The following is a 17475-nucleotide window of genomic DNA, read 5'->3' on the forward strand; positions in this document are numbered from 1 at the left end:
CCCCGCACAACCGATCATCGCCATGACCTCTGTCGTTTCCGTTCGAGAAGAAATCGCCAGCGCCTTGACCCACGGGCTTGGCGCCGTCGCTGCCCTGGCTGGCAGCGCCGTGTTGATCACGTTGGCCGCCATCTATGGCGACGGCTGGCAGTTGGCCAGCGCGATCGTGTTCGGGGTGGCCCTGCTGCTGTTGTATACGGCCTCGACGCTCTATCACGCGATCCAGCATCCGGTCGCGAAGGGCCGGTTGAAGGTGTTCGATCACTGTGCGATCTATCTGTTGATCGCCGGTACGTATACGCCGTTCACGCTGATCGGGCTGCGCGGGGGTCCGTGGGGCTGGGGGATGTTCACGGCGATCTGGGCGCTGGCGTTGTTCGGGGTGGTGTTCAAGTTGTTCTATACGGGCCGTTTCAAGCTGTTGTCGACGATCATCTATATCGCGATGGGCTGGATGGTGATGGTGGCGATCAAGCCGATGTGGCATTCGCTGGATGCGTGGACGCTGGGCTGGCTGTTGGCCGGCGGCGTGTTCTATACGTTGGGGACGGTGTTCTATCACCGGGAGTCGGTGCCGTATTCGCATGCGATCTGGCATCTGTTCGTGATCGGCGGGAGTGTGTGCCACTTCGTTGCGGTGACTGCGCAGATTCTTTGAGTGCTGTTTTCCTGCCGGTAAGGGCATCGGCGACGGCACCCGCAATAGCGACAGCAACAGCAACAGCGAGAGCGGCTGGGGCTTCAGGGATGCGCCAGGCTGGGTCGGCACGGGTGGGTTGGCGGGACACGCCGTGAATCCCGCTCCGCGGCCCGGCCCAGCCGCTGGCGGCTGGGCGTTCAGTCGCATGCGAGGCAGTGCCTCGCAAGCAATGCGCCCTCACCCCTGGAGGCTCATGTCGCGCCATCCATGGCGCTCATGGTCCCGCCAACCCACCCGCACCGCCCCGCTCACGGTTGGCTGGTGCGCATGGGAAGGTCAAGATCTTTGGCTGGATCGGGTGCCGAGCCTGGCCGCGCATGGTGACCGCGCCGCGCCTCCCGAAGGCATCTGCAACGGCGACGCCGACGGCCGACACGCCACCCTGACACTACGCTTACCAATGCTTCGCGTTGCCTGCACGATGCAAGGGCAACCATGGGGATGTGAATACTGTCCCGTCCCCTGCTCCGTCCGATGCTCCTCTCCGTTCCCGCTGGCGCTGGCGTCGTCCCGGCAAGCGGGGGCAGCGATGGTTGGCCATTCTGGTGTTCCTGTTTGCGGCGCTGTTGATCCTGATCGCGCTGTGGGATTGGAACTGGTTCAAGGGCCCGGTGGAGCGGGCGGTGCAGGCGAAGACCGGGCGTGAGTTCCATATCACCGGGGATCTGGATGTGGACCTCGGTCGGGTCACGACGGTGCGCGGTGATGGGCTGACGTTTGCCAATGCGACGTGGGCCAAGCAGCCGCAGATGGCGACGGCGGATCGGGCGGAGATCGATCTGCGGGTGTGGCCGCTGCTGCGGGGGCAGGTGCGGATTCCGGAAATCCGGTTGACGCGGCCGGACCTGCTGCTGGAGACGGCGCCGGAGAAGAATCAGCCGGGCAACTGGGATTTCCTGGGCCCCAGCGATGGCGATCCGCCGGTGCTGCAGCGGTTGCTGATCGAGGATGGCCGCCTGCAGTTCCAGGACGCGGCAGGCAGGACGGATGTGCTGGTCTCGCTCAACAGCGGCAAGCCGCGTGATCGCGACAGTGGTCCGCCGCTGTTCGTGAAGGGCAAAGGGCGCTGGCAGGGCAATGCGTTCTCGCTGGATGGCAATACCGAGTCGCCGCTGGAGCTGACCAATACCGGGCATCCGTTCCGCATCCATCTCGATGGGCGTGCCGGGAATACGCATGCGATCGCGAGCGGGACGCTGACCAATCCGTTCCAGCTGCGGGTGTTCGATCTGGAGCTGATGCTCAGCGGGCAGGACATGGAGGATCTGTTCCCGCTGATCGGGATCGCGATTCCGTCGACGCCGCCGTACCGGCTGAAGGGACGGTTGAAGCGCGACAATGCGATCTGGCGCTACGAGAATTTCACCGGCACGGCCGGCGACAGCGATCTGGCAGGTACCGCGCAGATCGACGTGAGTGGCGAACGGCCGTTCCTGAAGGCGGATCTGGTGTCCAAGCGGTTGGACTTCGATGATCTTGCCGGCTTCATCGGCGCGCCACCGAAGACCGGCGCCGGGGAATCGGCCAATGCCGAGCAGAAAGCGAAGGCCGCCGAGCTGGCCGCGCGCACCAAGGTGCTGCCGGATACGCCGTACAACCTCTCCAAGCTGCGCGCGATGGATGCCGATGTGCGCTGGAAGGCGCAGCGGATCAATTCGCCGACGCTGCCGCTGGATGACATGGATGCCCACCTCAGGCTCGACGATGGCCTGCTGCGTCTGGAGCCGCTGAACTTCGGCGTGGCCGGTGGCGATATCCGCAGCACGATCCGGATGGATGCGCGCAAACAGGCGATCTCCACGCAGCTGCAGGCGACCATCCGCAAGGTGCAGCTGGGCAAGCTGTTCCCGGATGCGAAGCTGGCCGAGCAGGCCTCGGGCGGGATCAGTGGCGATGTCAAACTGACGGGCCAGGGCAATTCCATCGCCGCGATGCTGGGCAGTTCCGATGGCACGGTGGCGGTCGGTATCGGCCGCGGGCACGTCGGCAATCTGATCATGGAACTGGCCGGCCTGGATGTCGCCGAATCGGTGAAGTTCCTGTTCACCGGCGACAAGCAGATTCCGCTGCGCTGCGCGTGGGGCGACTTCGGCGTGGAGAACGGGGTGATGCAATCGCGGTCGCTCGCCTTCGATACCACCGATACCCTGATCCTTGGCGAGGGCAAGGTGGATCTGAAACAGGAACAGCTGGACCTGCTGCTGCGTCCGCGCCCGAAGGACATGAGCATCCTGGCCCTGCGCTCGCCGCTGCGCATCGGCGGCACCTTCAAGGATCCTTCGTTCCGCCCGGACTTCAAGGCATTGGGCATCCGTGGGGCAATCGCCCTGGCGCTGGGCAGCATCGCGCCGCCGGCGGCGCTGCTGGCGACGATCGAAACCGGTCCGGGCGAGGACAGCAACTGCGGCGGTCGCTACGCCAAGTAAGCGCGTGGATGCACGGGCAGGTACCGACGTGGGGTCGGCCTGCCCGGCAGCACGAATGCCCGCTCAGCCAGCGACGATGTACTGCTGCAGCTGGTCCAGTTTCTGCGCCTGTTCGTCGATCACCGACTTGACCAGATCGCCGATCGAGATCACGCCGAGCACGCCCGTGCCGTCGACCACCGGCAGGTGGCGGATGCGATAATCGGTCACCAGTTGCAGGCAGTGTTCGACCTGTTCGCCAGGGGCGACGGTCACTACCTTGGGGGTCATGATCTCGCGCACTTCGGTCGTCCGCGAGGAGCGCTCGTGCAGCACGATCTTCCGCGCGTAATCGCGCTCGGAGAGGATGCCGACCAGCTGCCGGCCCTCCATCACCAGCACCGCGCCGATACCTTTTTCGGCCATCAGCCGGACCGCATCGATCACCGCCGATGTCGGGGCGACGGCGAATACCTCAGGGGACTTGCCTTCCAACAGCTGTCGTACCGTGGTCATCTCGCTGCTCTCCACCGATGGGATGCACGGCCGAGTCTGCCACGAACGGCGGTTGCCAGGTGTCAATCAGGTACAGCGGGCGCTGCTTGGATTCCTCATACAGCCGGCCCAGGTATTCGCCGATCAGGCCCAGCGCGATCAGCTGGATGCCGCCCAGGAACAGGATCACCGCCATCATCGTCGGCCAGCCGGCGACGCGGTCGCCGTACAGGGCGGCCTTGGACACGACCACCAGCGCGAAGACGAACGCGAACGTCGCCGCGGCCAGGCCCAGGTATGTGGTCACGCGCAGCGGCGCGGTCGAGAATCCGGTGATGCCTTCCAGCGCGAAGTTCCACAACCGCCAGAAACCGAACTTGCTCTCGCCGACCAGCCGCGCATGGCGATGGTAGGGCAAGGCCTTGCGGCGGAAGCCGACCCAGCCGAACAGCCCTTTCATGAACCGGTGGCGCTCACGCAACTGGCCCAGGGCCTGCAGCGCGCGCGGCGACAGCAGCCGGAAATCGCCGGTATCGGCCGGGATCGGGGTCTTGGACAGGCGCCCGATCACCCGGTAGAAGGCCTTGGCCGTCGACCGCTTGAGCCAGCTCTCGCCATCGCGCACCAGGCGCGTGCCATACACGTTGTCGTAGCCCTGCTGCCACAACGCGACGAATTCGGGAATCAGCTCGGGCGGATCCTGGCCGTCGGCATCGAGGATCATCACCGCGCCCTCGTCGACCAGATCCAGCCCGGCCGTGAGCGCGGCCTCCTTGCCGAAGTTGCGCGACAGCCGCAGTGCGCCGACGCAGGCATCGGCGTCGGCCAAACCCTGCATCACCGCCCAGGTGGTATCGGTGCTGCCGTCATCGACGTACAGCACGCGGCCGTCGATGCCCTCCAACCCATCGAGCACCGCGCGCAGGCGCGGGTGCAGCATCGGCAGGGCCAGTGCTTCGTTGTGGGCGGCGACGACGACGGTCAGGCGTGGGCTGTTCATGCGGCGATTGTAGCGTCAGGCAATCACGTAGATGAATGCTCAGTCCCGGTCGAGGTAGGCATCCCCGCCGAGCTGCCGCGCCTGCCGCTGGATCCATGCCGCGCGACGCTGCACGTACGGTCCGGGCTTGGCCGCGCTGTAACGCCGGGGCGATGGCAGCACCGCTGCGAGGCGCGCGCTTTCGGCCGGGCTCAGCCGGGACGCGTCCTTGTTCCAGTACTGCCGTGACGCGGCCTGCGCGCCATAGATGCCATCGCCGAACTCGGCGATGTTGGCGTACATCTCCAGGATCCGCGACTTGGGCCACAGCGCTTCGATCAACACCGTGTACCAGACCTCCAGTCCCTTGCGGATCCAGCTGCGGCCCTGCCACAGGAACAGGTTCTTGGCGACCTGCTGGCTGATCGTGCTGGCGCCGCGCAGGCGACCGCCGCGCGCATTGTGGTCGCGCGCCTTCTCGATCGCCTGCAGGTCGAAGCCGTTGTGGTCCGGGAACCGCTGGTCCTCGGCGGCCACCAGCGAGATGGGCAGGCTCGGCGCCATCTGCTCCAGGTCACGCCACTGGTAGTGCAGGCGGTAGCTCCAGTCGCCCTGCCCCAGCGCCTCGCCGTAGCGCCACAGCATCACGCTGGATACGGGCGGATCGATGACGCGCAGGACCAGTACCTGCAGCACGCTGAACCCCACGAACAGGACCGGCAGCCACAGCAGGCGCTTCCAGTGCCAACGTCGTGGACGTGAGGGTTCCAGGTCCGGTTCGACCTTGAGGTTGCTGCGCTCTGCCCCCATTACTGGTGCATCCTTTACTTGCACGGTGGTCGGCGCATTATCCGGCAACCGGCACTCCTTTCGCGCAGCCACCGAACCGATGACCGCCCAATCCGACTCCCTTGTCCGTTTCCTGCTTCCCGATGCCGGCGTCCGCGGCGTGCATGTGCACCTCGATGACACCTGGCGGGAAATCCTCTCCCATGCGGTCTATCCGCCGGGCGCCGCTGAACTGCTCGGCGAGGCGAGCGTCGCGTCCGCGCTGTTCACCGGGCACACCAAGGTCGATGGCCGCCTGTCGATCCAGCTGCGCAGCAACACCGCCATGCGCACCCTGTTCGCCGAATGCACCGCGGCCGGCACCCTGCGCGGCATCGTCCAGCTGGCTGACGGCGGCGGCGACGCGCCGCGCGACCTGACCGCGCTGGGCGAGGATGCGCTGCTGGCGATCACCATCGAAAACCCCGGCCTGGACCCGCGCGAACCGCAGCGGTACCAGAGCCTGGTCGGCCTGACCGCGGCCGGCCTGGACGAGGCCTTCGAAGATTATTTCCGCCAGTCCGAACAGCTGCCGACCCGCTTGCTGCTGGCCGCCGATGGCACCCGCGCCGCGGGCCTGCTGCTGCAGAAGCTGCCCGGCGACGAAGGCGACCAGGATGGCTGGTCGCGCGCCAGCGCCCTGTTCGAGACTCTGGGCAAGCAGGAACTGCTGGACGTGCCGGGCCACGATCTGCTGCACCGCCTGTTCCATGAAGAGACGCCGGAACTGCTGGGCGACAAGGCCCTGCGCTTTGCCTGCTCGTGTTCGCGCGAGCGGGTGGAAGGCATGCTGCAGTCCATCGGCGAGGAAGAGGCCCGTGCCGCTGCCGAGCCCAGCGGCGCGGTCGAGGTGCGGTGCGAATTCTGCGGGCAGGAGTATCACTTTCCGTTGACGGAATTCGACATACTGTTCCGCGGAATGGATGTTTCCTCGCCGGCACCTGAACGGCTTCAGTAATCTCGACGCGAGTTTTGTTCTGGGGAGAACGAAGACTTGTTAAGAAATCATAAACGCCCTAGGATCAATGTCCCGCTTCGGCGGGAACTTGTGTTCACTGCGCTTGTCTGAGAGTTCCCATGCATCCCCTTCTGCGTCTACCGCTGGCCCTGATGATCGCCCTAGGCGCGATCCCGGGCGCGCATGCGCAGGCCAAGGGCAAGCAGGACGGCACCGTGTTGCCGGTCTGGAACAAGGGCAGCGGCAAGGTCGAGGCCCTGCTGTACCTGGAACCGACCGGCGAGCAGGCCGTCGGGGCCCGCTGGCATTTCGGGCGCAGCTCGCTGGATGCGGCCTTCGGGCTGTCGTCGGGTGACTCGCTGGGCCTGCTCTGCAACAGCAGCCGCGGCACCAGCATCAGCGGATTGGCCAGCCATTGCATGCTGGCCACGCTCGGCGATGAAGACGACAACACGCTCAGCCGCCGGGTCAGCGGCACCGCCGCGTTCAACCGCCCCGGCGGTCGCGTCGGCCTCACCGCCGGCAGCGGCCGTGACACCCTGCCGGCCTGGCTGGCCGGTCCGAACAAATCGCCGTCGCTGCGCGCCGAACAGAACGATCTGACCGTGTTCGGTCAGAAGAACATCGGTCGCGAGGGCTTCGTCTCGATCGGTGGCACCTATGCCAAGGCCCGCCTGGTCCCGATCGCGGACGCCTCCCCGGCGATCGTCGACCGCTGGGACAGCAAGAGCCTCACCATCGGCGCCGGCTATGGCAACTTCAGCGGCAACATCATCGGGCGCGTGGTCGATGTCCCCGGCCAGCCCGGCAAGTGGGAAGGCCTGGGCGTCGGCCTGACCTGGCGCACGCCCTGGAGCGGCCAGCTCACTGTCGGCGCCGAGAACGTGGTCACCCGTGGCAAGAATCCGTTCGCCCCGCGCAACGAGAGCACCGACGAAGGCACCGTGCCCTACGTCCGCTACGAGCAGGACCTGTAAGCCAGGCGTCCCTGCTCCGCTTCGCGATGCCCGACCGCGCAGAAGGCGGGCCCGTTTCCCTGATCCACGCCGCTCGCCCGTAGCGGCGTTTCTGTGTGCGCCCGCCGCCGCCGATGGCATGCACCCGCGTCCGCCCGCCTAGCATAAGGCGTGCCTGAACACTCACCGGCGGGACAATCACGACGCGCTACAGACCGCCCATCTGACCCACCGTGTCCGATCCTTGACCCGCATTCAGGTAAAAAAGTTACAAAACGACATAAAAAATGTGCCAAAAGTCATCACTTCTTGGACCGGACCAACCGGCCTTCTCCGCAGGTATCGGCCCGGACGCCTTGTGGCAGAAGGACTTTGCCGAATTTCACCTGAATCACATGAAGTATTAACGGGTCTTTAATTTCTCCGTAGACGTGGTTACTATCGAGTCAGCTTCGCGACTTGGAGACGCCTTTCGTCTCCGCGCTGAAGCCCATCCCAGAACCCGTAGCACCCAAGTCCATTTGGAGAGAGAGAGCCAATGAATTGCAGGACAAACAAGCTGCGCGACGCCATTGCGTTTGCGCTGGTGGTGACCGCTGGTAGCACCGGTGCAGCCTATGCACAGGAAACCCAGACCCTCGACAAGATCGAAGTCACCGGTTCGCGCATCAAGCGCGCCGACGTGGAATCGTCGCAGCCGGTCTTCACGATGAGCCGCGAGCAGATCCAGGCCCAGGGCCAGACCTCCATCGGCGACATCATCCAGAACATCGCCACCAGCGGTTCGACCCTCAACAGCACCTACAACAACGGCGGCAACGGCGAAACCCGCGTGAACCTGCGCAACCTGGGTTCCAGCCGTACCCTGGTGCTGGTCAACGGTCGTCGTTGGGTCGGTGGTACCGGCCTGGGTGGCGCGGTCGATCTGAACACCATCCCGTCCGCAGCCGTCGAGCGCATTGAAGTCCTGAAGGACGGCGCCTCGACCATCTACGGTTCGGACGCCATCGCCGGCGTGGTCAACATCATCCTGCGCAAGAACTTCGACGGTGCAGAAGCCAACGCCTACTACGGTCAGTACGACAAGGGCGACGGTTCGCGCGAGTCCTACGACTTCACCATCGGTTCGGCCGGTGAGAAGTGGCACGCCACCCTGGGCGTGGGCTACGTGAAGGAAGAACCGGTGTGGGCGGGCGACCGTGCCATCTCGGCGGTGCCGGTCTTCGGCTCCGTGCCGTACACCGGCAACAGCTCCACCACGCCGGAAGGCCGCTTCGGCTACTTCCAGCAGGTCGGCACCAATCCGGACGGTTCCCCGCGCTTCGGCGCCGCCCGTCCGAACGGCAGCGAAGGCTACTTCATCACCGGCAACGGTGGCAGCACCTGGCGCAACTACGGCCAGGCCGACAGCTTCAACCACGCCCCGGGCAACCTGCTGGTCACCCCGCAGGAGCGCACCTCGATCTTCGCCGACGCCGGTCTGAGCATCACCGACAACGTCCGCTTCAAGACCACGGTGACCTACAACGAGCGTGAATCCGAGCAGATCCTGGCTGCCATGCCGATCGTGCTGGGCCGCGCCGCACCGGGCACCAACGGCTCCAACATCGTCATCAGCGCCGACAACATCTACAACAACACCGGCCGTGATATCGACTACATCCAGTACCGTGCGAACGAGACTGGCGGTCGTATCTACAAGCAGAACGTGAAGACCTACGCGTTCAACGGTGCCTTCGAAGGCGACTTCGAAGTGAACAGCCGCTTCTGGAACTGGGAAGCCGGCATGTTCTACGGCAAGAACGACCAGACCGACGTCACCACCGGCTTCTTCAACATCTCCGCGCTCCGCAACGCCCTGGGCCCGTCGTTCGTCGACGCCACCGGCGCTGCACGTTGCGGTACCGCAGGCAGCGTGATCGACGGCTGCGTGCCGATGAACATGCTGAGCGGCGCCGGCTCGCTGACCCAGGACATGATCGACTATGCCGGTTTCACCGCGCATGACGTCTACGGTTACGAGCAGAAGACCTACTACGGCAGCATCGGCGGTGAGCTGTTCGACCTGCCGGGCGGCGCGTTCGCCTTCTCGCTGGGTGCCGAACACCGTGAAGAATCCGGCTTTGACGGCCCGGACGCACTGATCAACTCCGGCGACACCACCGGCAACGCCCGTACCGCGACCGACGGCAGCTACAAGCTGGACGAAGCGTACCTGGAACTGGCGATCCCGCTGCTGTCCGGCGTGACCGGCGCGCAGCTGCTGGACTTCAGCGTGGCGACCCGCTTCTCTGACTACAGCAACTTCGGCAACACCGTGAACAGCAAGTTCGGTTTCCGCTGGAAGCCGATCAACGACCTGATGATCCGTGGTAACTGGTCCGAAGGCTTCCGCGCCCCGACCATCGCCGAGCTGTACCAGGGCGTGAGCGACACCTTCGAAGACGTGGCCGATCCCTGCGCCGGCGTCCAGACCGGCAACGCGAACACCCCGCCCGCCAGCTGCGCCGGCGTGCCGGCTTACAACCAGTCCAACTCGCAGATCCGTACGACCACCGGTGGCAACCCGGATCTCGGCCCGGAAACCTCCACCTCCAAGACCCTGGGCTTCGTCTACAGCCCGAGCTTCGCACCGGGCCTGGACGTGTCGGTCGACTGGTGGAACATCAAGATCGAAGGTGCCATCTACGCGCAGACCGCCCAGCAGACGCTGGACGCCTGCTACGACCAGGGCGTGCAGTCGCAGTGCGACCTGATCGAACGTGACAGCACCGGCCAGATCTCGAACCTGCTGGCCGTGCCGAGCAACGTGGGCACGATGGAAGTGGAAGGCTGGGACGTGACCCTGGGTTACCGTATGCCGGATACCGCGTACGGCAGCTTCAGCTTCGTCCTGGATACCGCCTACACCTCCAAGTACACGATCGAAGATCCGGTGACCGAAGGCTACAACCGCGTCGGCAACTACCTGAGCCGCGACAACTACTGGCGTGTGCGTTCCAACCTGCTGGTTGCCTGGCAGCTGGGTGATTTCGGTGCCACCGCATCGGCCCGTTACTACTCGAGCCAGAATGAAGACTGCACCGGCACCTCCTTCGGTGGCGCCAACTTCAACCTGCTGTGCTCGGATCGTGACCACGTCGGTATCGGTGGCCAGGATGATCCGCAGCGCAAGATCGCCAGCGTCACCTACACCGACCTGAGCGCCTACTGGCAGTCGCCGTGGAACGCCCGTGTCACCGTCGGTGTCAACAACGCCTTCGACCGCGATCCGCCGCTGGCGTACACCACCTTCGCCAACTCGTTCGACCCGCAGTACGAAATCCCGGGCCGCTTCTTCTACATGCGCTACAACCAGAAGTTCTGATCGTAGCCAGGTAGCAGCCTGAGACAGAACCACGGCCCTTCGGGGCCGTGGTTTTTTATTGCCTGCCGTTACGACACCCATGAAAAAGGCCGCGTTTCCGCGGCCTTCTGCATATGCACGGCGAACCGATCAACCGAGCGGAATCAGTGTCTCGATCACGTGCTCCACGTAGGCTTCGAAATCCTCGCGGGCCTGCTTGGGCTGCTGCAGCTGCAGCGACAACTGCAGGAAACCGACATAGGCCGCGTAGGCCAACCGCGCACGGTGCTGCGCATCGGTGCGGCTCAGGCCGGCCTGCCGGAACGAGGCGACCAGATACTCCAGGCGCCGGTGCGAAACACGGTCGATGACCGGGCGCACCATCGGGTGATCGAGCGCCTTGAGCAGCTCGCTGTAGATGATGTGCGGCTGCACTTCATGGGCGACCACCTGGAACAGCTGGCGCAGGCGCACGCGCGGATCGGTGACATCGGCCAGGCTGCCGAATACCTGCTCCTGCTCGAACAGTTCCCAACGCTCCAGCGCCGCCTGCAGCAACGCGTCGCGCGAGGGGAAGTGCCAGTAGAAGCTGCCCTTGGTGACACCAAGACGTCGCGCCAGCGGCTCCACCGCGACCGCGCCCACGCCTTGTTCGGCAATCAGATCCAGTGCGGCCTGGGCCCAGTCTTCGGCACTGAGGCGGCTGTTGCGGCCGGCACGTGGCTCGCCGGCGGAAGCTTCGGGTTCATTCATAGGTGGATTTAACCATACGCCGGGGTTGGTTGCAGTATGTGAATCGGCGAAAGTCCGCTTCACGCCTGCTGGCACAAGGGATGAGGACACCATACTCCGAAGTATTGACATCGCACAGGGCAGGTCCATACTAACGAGTATGGTCACTCCTTCTTCTACCCTGCCCCGCTTTGACGATGAGCGACTGACCGGCGCGCATGACGCCGTGCTCGCCGCCACCCGTTCGAGCCCGGGGCGCCGCGGCACCGTCCTGTTCGCCCACGGCTTCGGCCAGACCCGGCATGCCTGGAACGCCACCGCGAACGCGCTGGTCGAGGCCGGCTACCAGACCCTGGCCTACGACGCGCGCGGCCACGGCGATTCCGACTGGAACCCGGCCGACCTTGCCTACCACGGCGAACAGTTCGCCGATGACCTGATCGTGCTGGCGGGCGAACAACCGCAGCCGCCGATCCTGATCGCCGCGTCGATGGGCGGCCTGTTCGGCCTGCTCGCCGAGTCGCGCTGGCCGGGCCTGTTCTCGGCGATGGTGCTGGTGGACATCACCCCACGCTGGGATACCGCCGGCGTCGAAAAGATCCTGATGTTCATGACCGCGCACCCGGACGGCTTCGCGTCGCTGTCCCAGGCCGCCGACGTGATCTCCTCCTACATGCCGCACCGCCCGCGCAAGTCCGACGACGCCCTGCGTGCGCTGCTGCGCGAGGACGGTCACGGTCGCTGGCGCTGGCACTGGGATCCGCGTCTGGTCGCCGAGCTGGCGCGTGACAGCGAACAACACCAGGACGCGCTTGCCGAGGCGGCGCGCCAGGTGAAATGCCCCCTGCTGCTGGTCAGCGGTGGCCGCAGCACCCTGGTCACCCCGCAGACGGTGGCCGAGTTCCTCGCGTTGGTGCCACATGCACGCCACGTGCAGCTGCCGGAGGCCACCCACATGGTCGCCGGTGACGACAACAACGCCTTTACCGCTACTGTGTTGGACTATCTGGACGTGTTGCCCTCGGCCTCCGCCGTCGCATCGTCCGTCACTACCGAGCACGTCACCGGAGCACGCTCATGAGCATTGTCGTTCCCTTCCTTGCGATCCTGCTGGCAGGCGCGTTCGTCGCCTACCACCGGATGCGCCTGATCACCTGGACGATCATCAGCCTGGTGCTGCTGGCCGCCTGCTGGTTCATCCCGTACGTCAACCAGACCGCCACGATCGTGGCGGCGGCCATCGTCGCCGTCATCGCCGTGCCGCTGCTGCTGCCCTTCATCCGCAAGCCGCTGCTGACCGCGCCGATGATGAAGGTGTTCCGCAAGGTGCTGCCGCCGCTGTCGCAGACCGAACGCATCGCACTGGAAACCGGCTCGGTCGGTTTCGAAGGCGAGCTGTTCACCGGTGATCCGGACTGGAACATCCTGCTCAACTACCCCAAGCCGCAGCTCACCGCCGAGGAACAGGCCTTCCTGGATGGCCCGGTCGAAGAGCTGTGCAGGATGGTCAACGACTGGGAAATCACCCACGTCTACGCCGACCTGCCGCCGGAGCTGTGGAGCTTCATCAAGAAGAACAAGTTCTTCGGCATGATCATCCCGAAGGAATACGGCGGCCTGGGCTTCAGCGCGCTGGCCCACCACAAGGTGATCCAGAAGCTGGCCTCGGTGTCGAGCGTGGTCAGCTCCACCGTCGGCGTGCCGAACTCGCTGGGCCCGGGTGAACTGCTCAACCATTACGGCACCCAGGAACAGAAGGACCTGTACCTGCCGCGCCTGGCCGATGGCCGTGAAGTGCCCTGCTTCGGCCTGACCGGTCCGTTCGCCGGCTCGGATGCGACCTCGATTCCCGATTACGGCATCGTCTGCAAGGGCGAGTGGAACGGCGAGCAGGTGCTCGGCGTCAAGCTCACCTTCGACAAGCGCTACATCACGCTGGCCCCGGTGGCCACGCTGATCGGCCTGGCCTTCCGCATGTACGACCCGGATGGGCTGATCGGCAGCACCCGCGACATCGGCATCACCCTGGCCCTGCTGCCGCGTGACACCGCCGGCGTGGAAATCGGCCGTCGCCATTTCCCGCTCAACTCGACCTTCCAGAACGGCCCGATCCGCGGCAAGGATGTCTTCATCCCGCTGACCCAGCTGATCGGCGGCGCCGAGAAGGCCGGCAAGGGCTGGAACATGCTCAACGAGTGCCTGGCCGTCGGCCGCTCGATCACCCTGCCCTCCACCGCCAGTGGCGGTGCCAAGGCCGGTGCCGTGGTGACCGGTGCCTATGCGCGCATCCGCAAGCAGTTCGGCCTGTCGGTCGGCCGCTTCGAGGGCGTGGAAGAAGCGCTCGCCCGCATCGGTGGCAAGGCCTACGCGATCAGCGCGCTGTGCCAGGCCACGGCGGCGGCGGTGGACCGCGGCGACGTGCCGTCGGTGCCGTCGGCCATCGCCAAGTACCACTGCACCACCATGAGCCGTGAAGTGATCTCGGACGTGATGGATGTGATCGGCGGCAAGGGCATCATCCTGGGGCCGCGCAACTTCGCCGGCCGCAGCTGGCAGGCCGCGCCGATCGCGATCACCGTCGAAGGCGCCAACATCATGACCCGCAGCCTGCTGATCTTCGGCCAGGGTGCGATCCTCTGCCACCCGTGGGTGCTGAAGGAGATGAAGGCCGCGCAGGACCCGGACACCCGCGCCGGCCTGCAGGAATTCGACCGCAGCCTGTTCGGGCATATCCGCTACGGCATTTCCAACGCCGTGCGTTCGTTCTGGTTCGGCCTGACCGGCGCGCGTTTCGGTGCCGCCCCGGGCGATGCCTACACCCGCCGCTACTTCCGCAAGCTGGACCGTTACTCGGCCAACCTGGCGCTGATGGCCGACATCTCGATGATGACGCTGGGCGGCAAGCTGAAGTTCAAGGAATCGCTGTCCGGCCGCCTGGGCGATGTGCTGAGCCACATCTACATGACCAGCGCGATGCTCAAGCGTTACCACGACGAAGGCGCACCGACCGCCGACCAGCCGCTGCTGGCCTGGGCCTTCCATGACAGCGTGCACAAGATCGAATTGTCGCTGTCGGCCGCGTTGCGCAACTTCCCGGTGCGTCCGATCGGCTGGCTGATGTGGGCATTGATCTTCCCGTTCGGCCGCCGTGCCGAAGCCCCGGGTGACCGCCTGGGCCACCGCGTCGCCGCGCTGCTGATGGCGCCCAACGAGGCCCGTGACCGTCTGGCCAGTGGCGTGTTCCTGACCCCGTGCGAGAACAACCCGGGTGGCCGCATCAACAGCTACCTGTCCAAGGCGATCATGGCCGAGCCGGTGGAGCGCAAGTTCATCAAGGCGCTCAAGACCAAGGGTATCGAGGCACTGGACTTCGTGACCCAGCTGGACGAAGCCGTGGCCGAGGGCGTGATCACCCAGGACGAGCGCACCCTGCTTGAAGAGCTGCGTACGCTCACCCTGGAAACGATCACCGTGGACGACTTCGATCCGGAAGAGCTGCGCTCGGCGGGCTACTACAAGCGCGCCCAGCAGGACGCGCAGTCCGAAGCCGCGTGATCCCGATCCTGGCAATCATGTGAACGAAAACGGCGGACTTCGGTCCGCCGTTTTCGCAGGGAGATCCTGGATGTCCGCTCCACTGTTGAATCTTTACCGGCGCATGCAGCGCTGGCCCGCCGGCCCCTGGCTGTTCTCGCGTGCGGTGTGTTTCAAGGCACCCTACTTCGCCAGCATCTCCCCGCGCATCACCGTGCTTGAACCGGGCCGCTGCGAAGGGCGCATCGCGCACCGGCGCAGGGTCACCAACCACATCGGCACCGTGCACGCGATCGCGCTGTGCAACCTGGCCGAACTCACTGCAGGGCTGATGGTGGATGCGTCACTGCCGAAGGGCATGCGCTGGATCCCGAAGGGCATGGAGGTGCAGTACCTGGCCAAGGCGACCGGTACCCAGCATGCCGTGGCGATACCGGAGCAGCCGATCGTCGCCGCCGAGGCCGGCTACGCGCTGCCAGTGAAGGTGCAGGTACGCGATGACGCCGGCACGGCGGTGTTCGAGGCGCGGATCGCGATGTGGGTGTCACCGGTCAAGCGTTGATCGCTGGTGCGCAGCCACCCATGGGGTGGCGCTACCTCCGATCCATCGGTCGCAGGGTGGCGCCACGCCATGCGTGGCTGGCGCCTGTCAGGCAGGCACCATCCACCATGCCGCCACGGCCAGGATCGCCGGCACCGCCTGGATGAAGAAGATCCGCTTGTTGACGCTGTACGCGCCATAGCAGCCGGCCACGATCACGCAGCCGAGCATGAAGTTGACCAGCATCGGCAGGTGATCGAACAAGCCCCAGAACAGGCCGGCGGCGAGGAAGCCGTTGTACAGGCCCTGGTTGGCCGCCAGCACCCGCGTGGTCTCCGCTTTCTCCGGCGTATTGCGGAAGGTCTTCAGTCCCAGCGGCTTGGTCCACAGGAACATTTCCAGGACCAGGAAATACACGTGCAGCAGGGCGACCAGCAGGGTCAACGACAGCGCGATCCAATACATGGGCAGGCTTCCAGAACGTAATGCGGAGAGCTTACTCCGGGCGCTCGTCCGGCAGCTTCTTTTCTTCGCGCAGCACGCCGAGGGCGGCAATGGTCATGGCACCGGCCACGACCAGGCCACCGAGGAACACGATGTGCGAGCCGAACAGGGACAGCCCCTTGTGCACCCAGGCGAAGGTCAGGTCGCCACCGCGGTAGACCACGGTGTCGATGGCCGCGCCGGCCTTGTAGCGCCACTGGCGGTCCACACGGGTATAGATCGTCTCGCGCGCCGGCTTGGCCAGTGAGAATTCGCTGGCGCGGGTCATCACCTGCACCATCGCCACCATCAGCGGCAGCGGCGACGCGGCCAGGATCGAGAACCCGATGATGATCGCCACGCCCGGAATCAGCAGCGCGGGGGTGATGCCGAAGCGGGACAGCAACCAGCGCGTGAAGCCGAGCTGGATGATCAGGGTCAGCGTGTTCACCGCCAGATCCACGCGCGAGAAGAACGCCGTGCTTGCCGCGGCATCGGGGTACAGGCGGCGCACGATCGAGGCCTGCTCGTTGTAGAGCATCGTGCCCACGCCCACGCCGAACAGCACCATCAGCGCCAGCCACCGCAGCATCGGCTCGCGCACGATCAGCTTCAGGCCATCGAACACGCTGCCGCCCATCGGCGTTTCGCCCGAGACCAACTGCCGCTCCTGTTCGCGTGCCACCGCCCACAGCCGCAGCCGCCAGATGCAGCCCAGGCAGATCAGCAGGAAGCCGGCCGAGACCAGCATCAGGTTGGCGATGCCGACCGTCTGCACCAGCGCGGAGGTGATGATCGGGCCGAGGAAGGCCCCGATCGTCCCGGCGGCACCCAGATACCCGTAATACGCCCGCGCCTCCACGTTGGAGAACACGTCGGCCATGAAGCTCCAGAACACCGCCACCGCGAACAGGTTGAAGACCGTGATCCAGAAGAAGAACGCCATGCCGCGCCCGGGCATGCCGGTCTTGAACATCACGTAGAACCCGAGCAGGGTGACGATGAAGAACCCGTACACCACCGGCAGGAACACCCGGCGCGGATAGCGGCTCACCAGTGCACCGTACAGCGGCTGCAGCACCAGCATGATGAAGAACACGCAGGTGAACAGGAACTGCAGCACGAAGTCCTTCAGCGCGATGCCATGGCCGGCGAACCACGCGATCAACGGCAGCGGAAACACCGTCTGCAGATCGGAAGACGCCGCCATCGCTTCGCGCACCGGGCGCAGCACGTAGTAGCCGCTGAGCAGGCAGAAGAAGTAGATCGAGGCCCAGATCAGCGGGGGCGATCGGCGCCAGGCACCCAGCATGCCACTGGCGGCCGCGCCGGTTCCGGCCGCCGCGGTCATTGCCCGCTCTCTGCGGCCAAGGGGCGTTGCAACGGCAGCATGTGGGGAACTCCGGGCGTCGAAGCGCGCAAGGTAAACGATGCACCGCAACATCGCCAGCCTCCGGCGCGGCCATCGGCGCAACGCTGCGTGGCCCACGGCGCAGCCCCGGCCTGCCCCAACCTGTC

The 17475-nt window shown here is 65.6% G+C and carries 14 protein-coding genes; 8 read left to right on the forward strand and 6 right to left on the reverse strand.

The features are described 5' to 3' along the window. The first annotated feature begins 16 nt into the window (after positions 1–16). Together HH110_RS16020 and HH110_RS16025 are read left to right on the forward strand one after the other, a co-directional pair. The gene (locus tag HH110_RS16020) at positions 17–658 is read left to right on the forward strand and encodes a hemolysin III family protein (RefSeq protein WP_172407499.1); all 642 of its coding nucleotides are present in this window, start codon (positions 17–19) and stop codon (positions 656–658) included. A gap of 485 nt (positions 659–1143) precedes the next feature. Next, a complete protein-coding gene (locus tag HH110_RS16025; RefSeq protein WP_176990597.1) occupies positions 1144–3126 on the forward strand; it encodes an AsmA family protein in 1983 nt (660 codons plus the stop codon). Between the two features lie 63 nt (positions 3127–3189). Here HH110_RS16025 and HH110_RS16030 read toward each other — a convergent pair whose 3' ends face one another. The 3 genes from HH110_RS16030 to mtgA are packed head-to-tail and all read right to left on the reverse strand — an operon-like array spanning position 3190 to position 5389. Further along, complete coding sequence (locus HH110_RS16030; protein ID WP_176990598.1) at positions 3190–3621, reverse strand: CBS domain-containing protein; 432 nt, start codon at positions 3619–3621, stop codon at positions 3190–3192. Then, a complete protein-coding gene (locus HH110_RS16035) occupies positions 3581–4600 on the reverse strand; it encodes a glycosyltransferase family 2 protein (RefSeq protein ID WP_176990599.1) in 1020 nt (339 codons plus the stop codon). The genes HH110_RS16030 and HH110_RS16035 overlap by 41 nt, the downstream gene beginning before the upstream one ends. 39 nt (positions 4601–4639) lie before the next feature. Then, positions 4640–5389: a monofunctional biosynthetic peptidoglycan transglycosylase gene (gene mtgA / locus HH110_RS16040; protein WP_176990600.1), complete on the reverse strand. Its 750-nt coding sequence runs from the start codon at positions 5387–5389 to the stop codon at positions 4640–4642. 79 nt (positions 5390–5468) lie between these two features. Here mtgA and HH110_RS16045 point away from each other — a divergent pair, with 79 nt between their 5' ends. From HH110_RS16045 to HH110_RS16055, 3 genes are all read left to right on the forward strand, one after another. After that, a complete protein-coding gene (locus HH110_RS16045; protein ID WP_176990601.1) occupies positions 5469–6365 on the forward strand; it encodes an Hsp33 family molecular chaperone HslO in 897 nt (298 codons plus the stop codon). Between the two features lie 152 nt (positions 6366–6517). Next, positions 6518–7342 carry a hypothetical protein gene (locus tag HH110_RS16050; protein WP_176990627.1) on the forward strand — a complete coding sequence of 275 codons (825 nt, stop codon included), beginning with the start codon at positions 6518–6520 and terminating at the stop codon, positions 7340–7342. Positions 7343–7859: 517 nt separating this feature from the next. Next, positions 7860–10688, forward strand: coding sequence for a TonB-dependent receptor (locus HH110_RS16055; RefSeq protein ID WP_176990602.1), 2829 nt, complete (start codon positions 7860–7862; stop codon positions 10686–10688). A gap of 129 nt (positions 10689–10817) precedes the next feature. On the opposite strand, the gene HH110_RS16060 is transcribed toward HH110_RS16055, so the two are convergent. Then, a complete protein-coding gene (locus tag HH110_RS16060; RefSeq protein ID WP_019185113.1) occupies positions 10818–11420 on the reverse strand; it encodes a TetR/AcrR family transcriptional regulator in 603 nt (200 codons plus the stop codon). 139 nt (positions 11421–11559) lie between these two features. On the opposite strand from HH110_RS16060, the gene HH110_RS16065 reads away from it, so the two are divergent. From HH110_RS16065 to HH110_RS16075, 3 genes are all read left to right on the forward strand, one after another. Further along, positions 11560–12480 (forward strand): alpha/beta fold hydrolase, encoded by a 921-nt coding sequence (locus HH110_RS16065; RefSeq protein WP_176990603.1) that lies wholly within the window; start codon positions 11560–11562, stop codon positions 12478–12480. After that, positions 12477–14954: an acyl-CoA dehydrogenase gene (locus tag HH110_RS16070; protein ID WP_176990604.1), complete on the forward strand. Its 2478-nt coding sequence runs from the start codon at positions 12477–12479 to the stop codon at positions 14952–14954. The genes HH110_RS16065 and HH110_RS16070 overlap by 4 nt, the downstream gene beginning before the upstream one ends. Before the next feature lie 70 nt (positions 14955–15024). Then, positions 15025–15495, forward strand: a complete 471-nt coding sequence (locus tag HH110_RS16075; RefSeq protein ID WP_176990605.1) for a hotdog fold domain-containing protein — start codon at positions 15025–15027, stop codon at positions 15493–15495. An 87-nt stretch (positions 15496–15582) separates the two neighbouring features. Here the strand turns inward: HH110_RS16075 and HH110_RS16080 are convergent, their stop codons facing one another. Both HH110_RS16080 and HH110_RS16085 read right to left on the reverse strand, forming a co-directional pair. Then, positions 15583–15939, reverse strand: coding sequence for a DUF1304 domain-containing protein (locus tag HH110_RS16080; protein WP_176990606.1), 357 nt, complete (start codon positions 15937–15939; stop codon positions 15583–15585). Between the two features lie 31 nt (positions 15940–15970). Then, a complete protein-coding gene (locus HH110_RS16085; RefSeq protein ID WP_176990607.1) occupies positions 15971–17308 on the reverse strand; it encodes an NTP/NDP exchange transporter in 1338 nt (445 codons plus the stop codon). Positions 17309–17475: the final 167 nt, after the last annotated feature.

It is taken from the genome of Stenotrophomonas sp. SAM-B (assembly GCF_013387485.1).
GTDB lineage: Bacteria > Pseudomonadota > Gammaproteobacteria > Xanthomonadales > Xanthomonadaceae > Stenotrophomonas > Stenotrophomonas maltophilia_AA.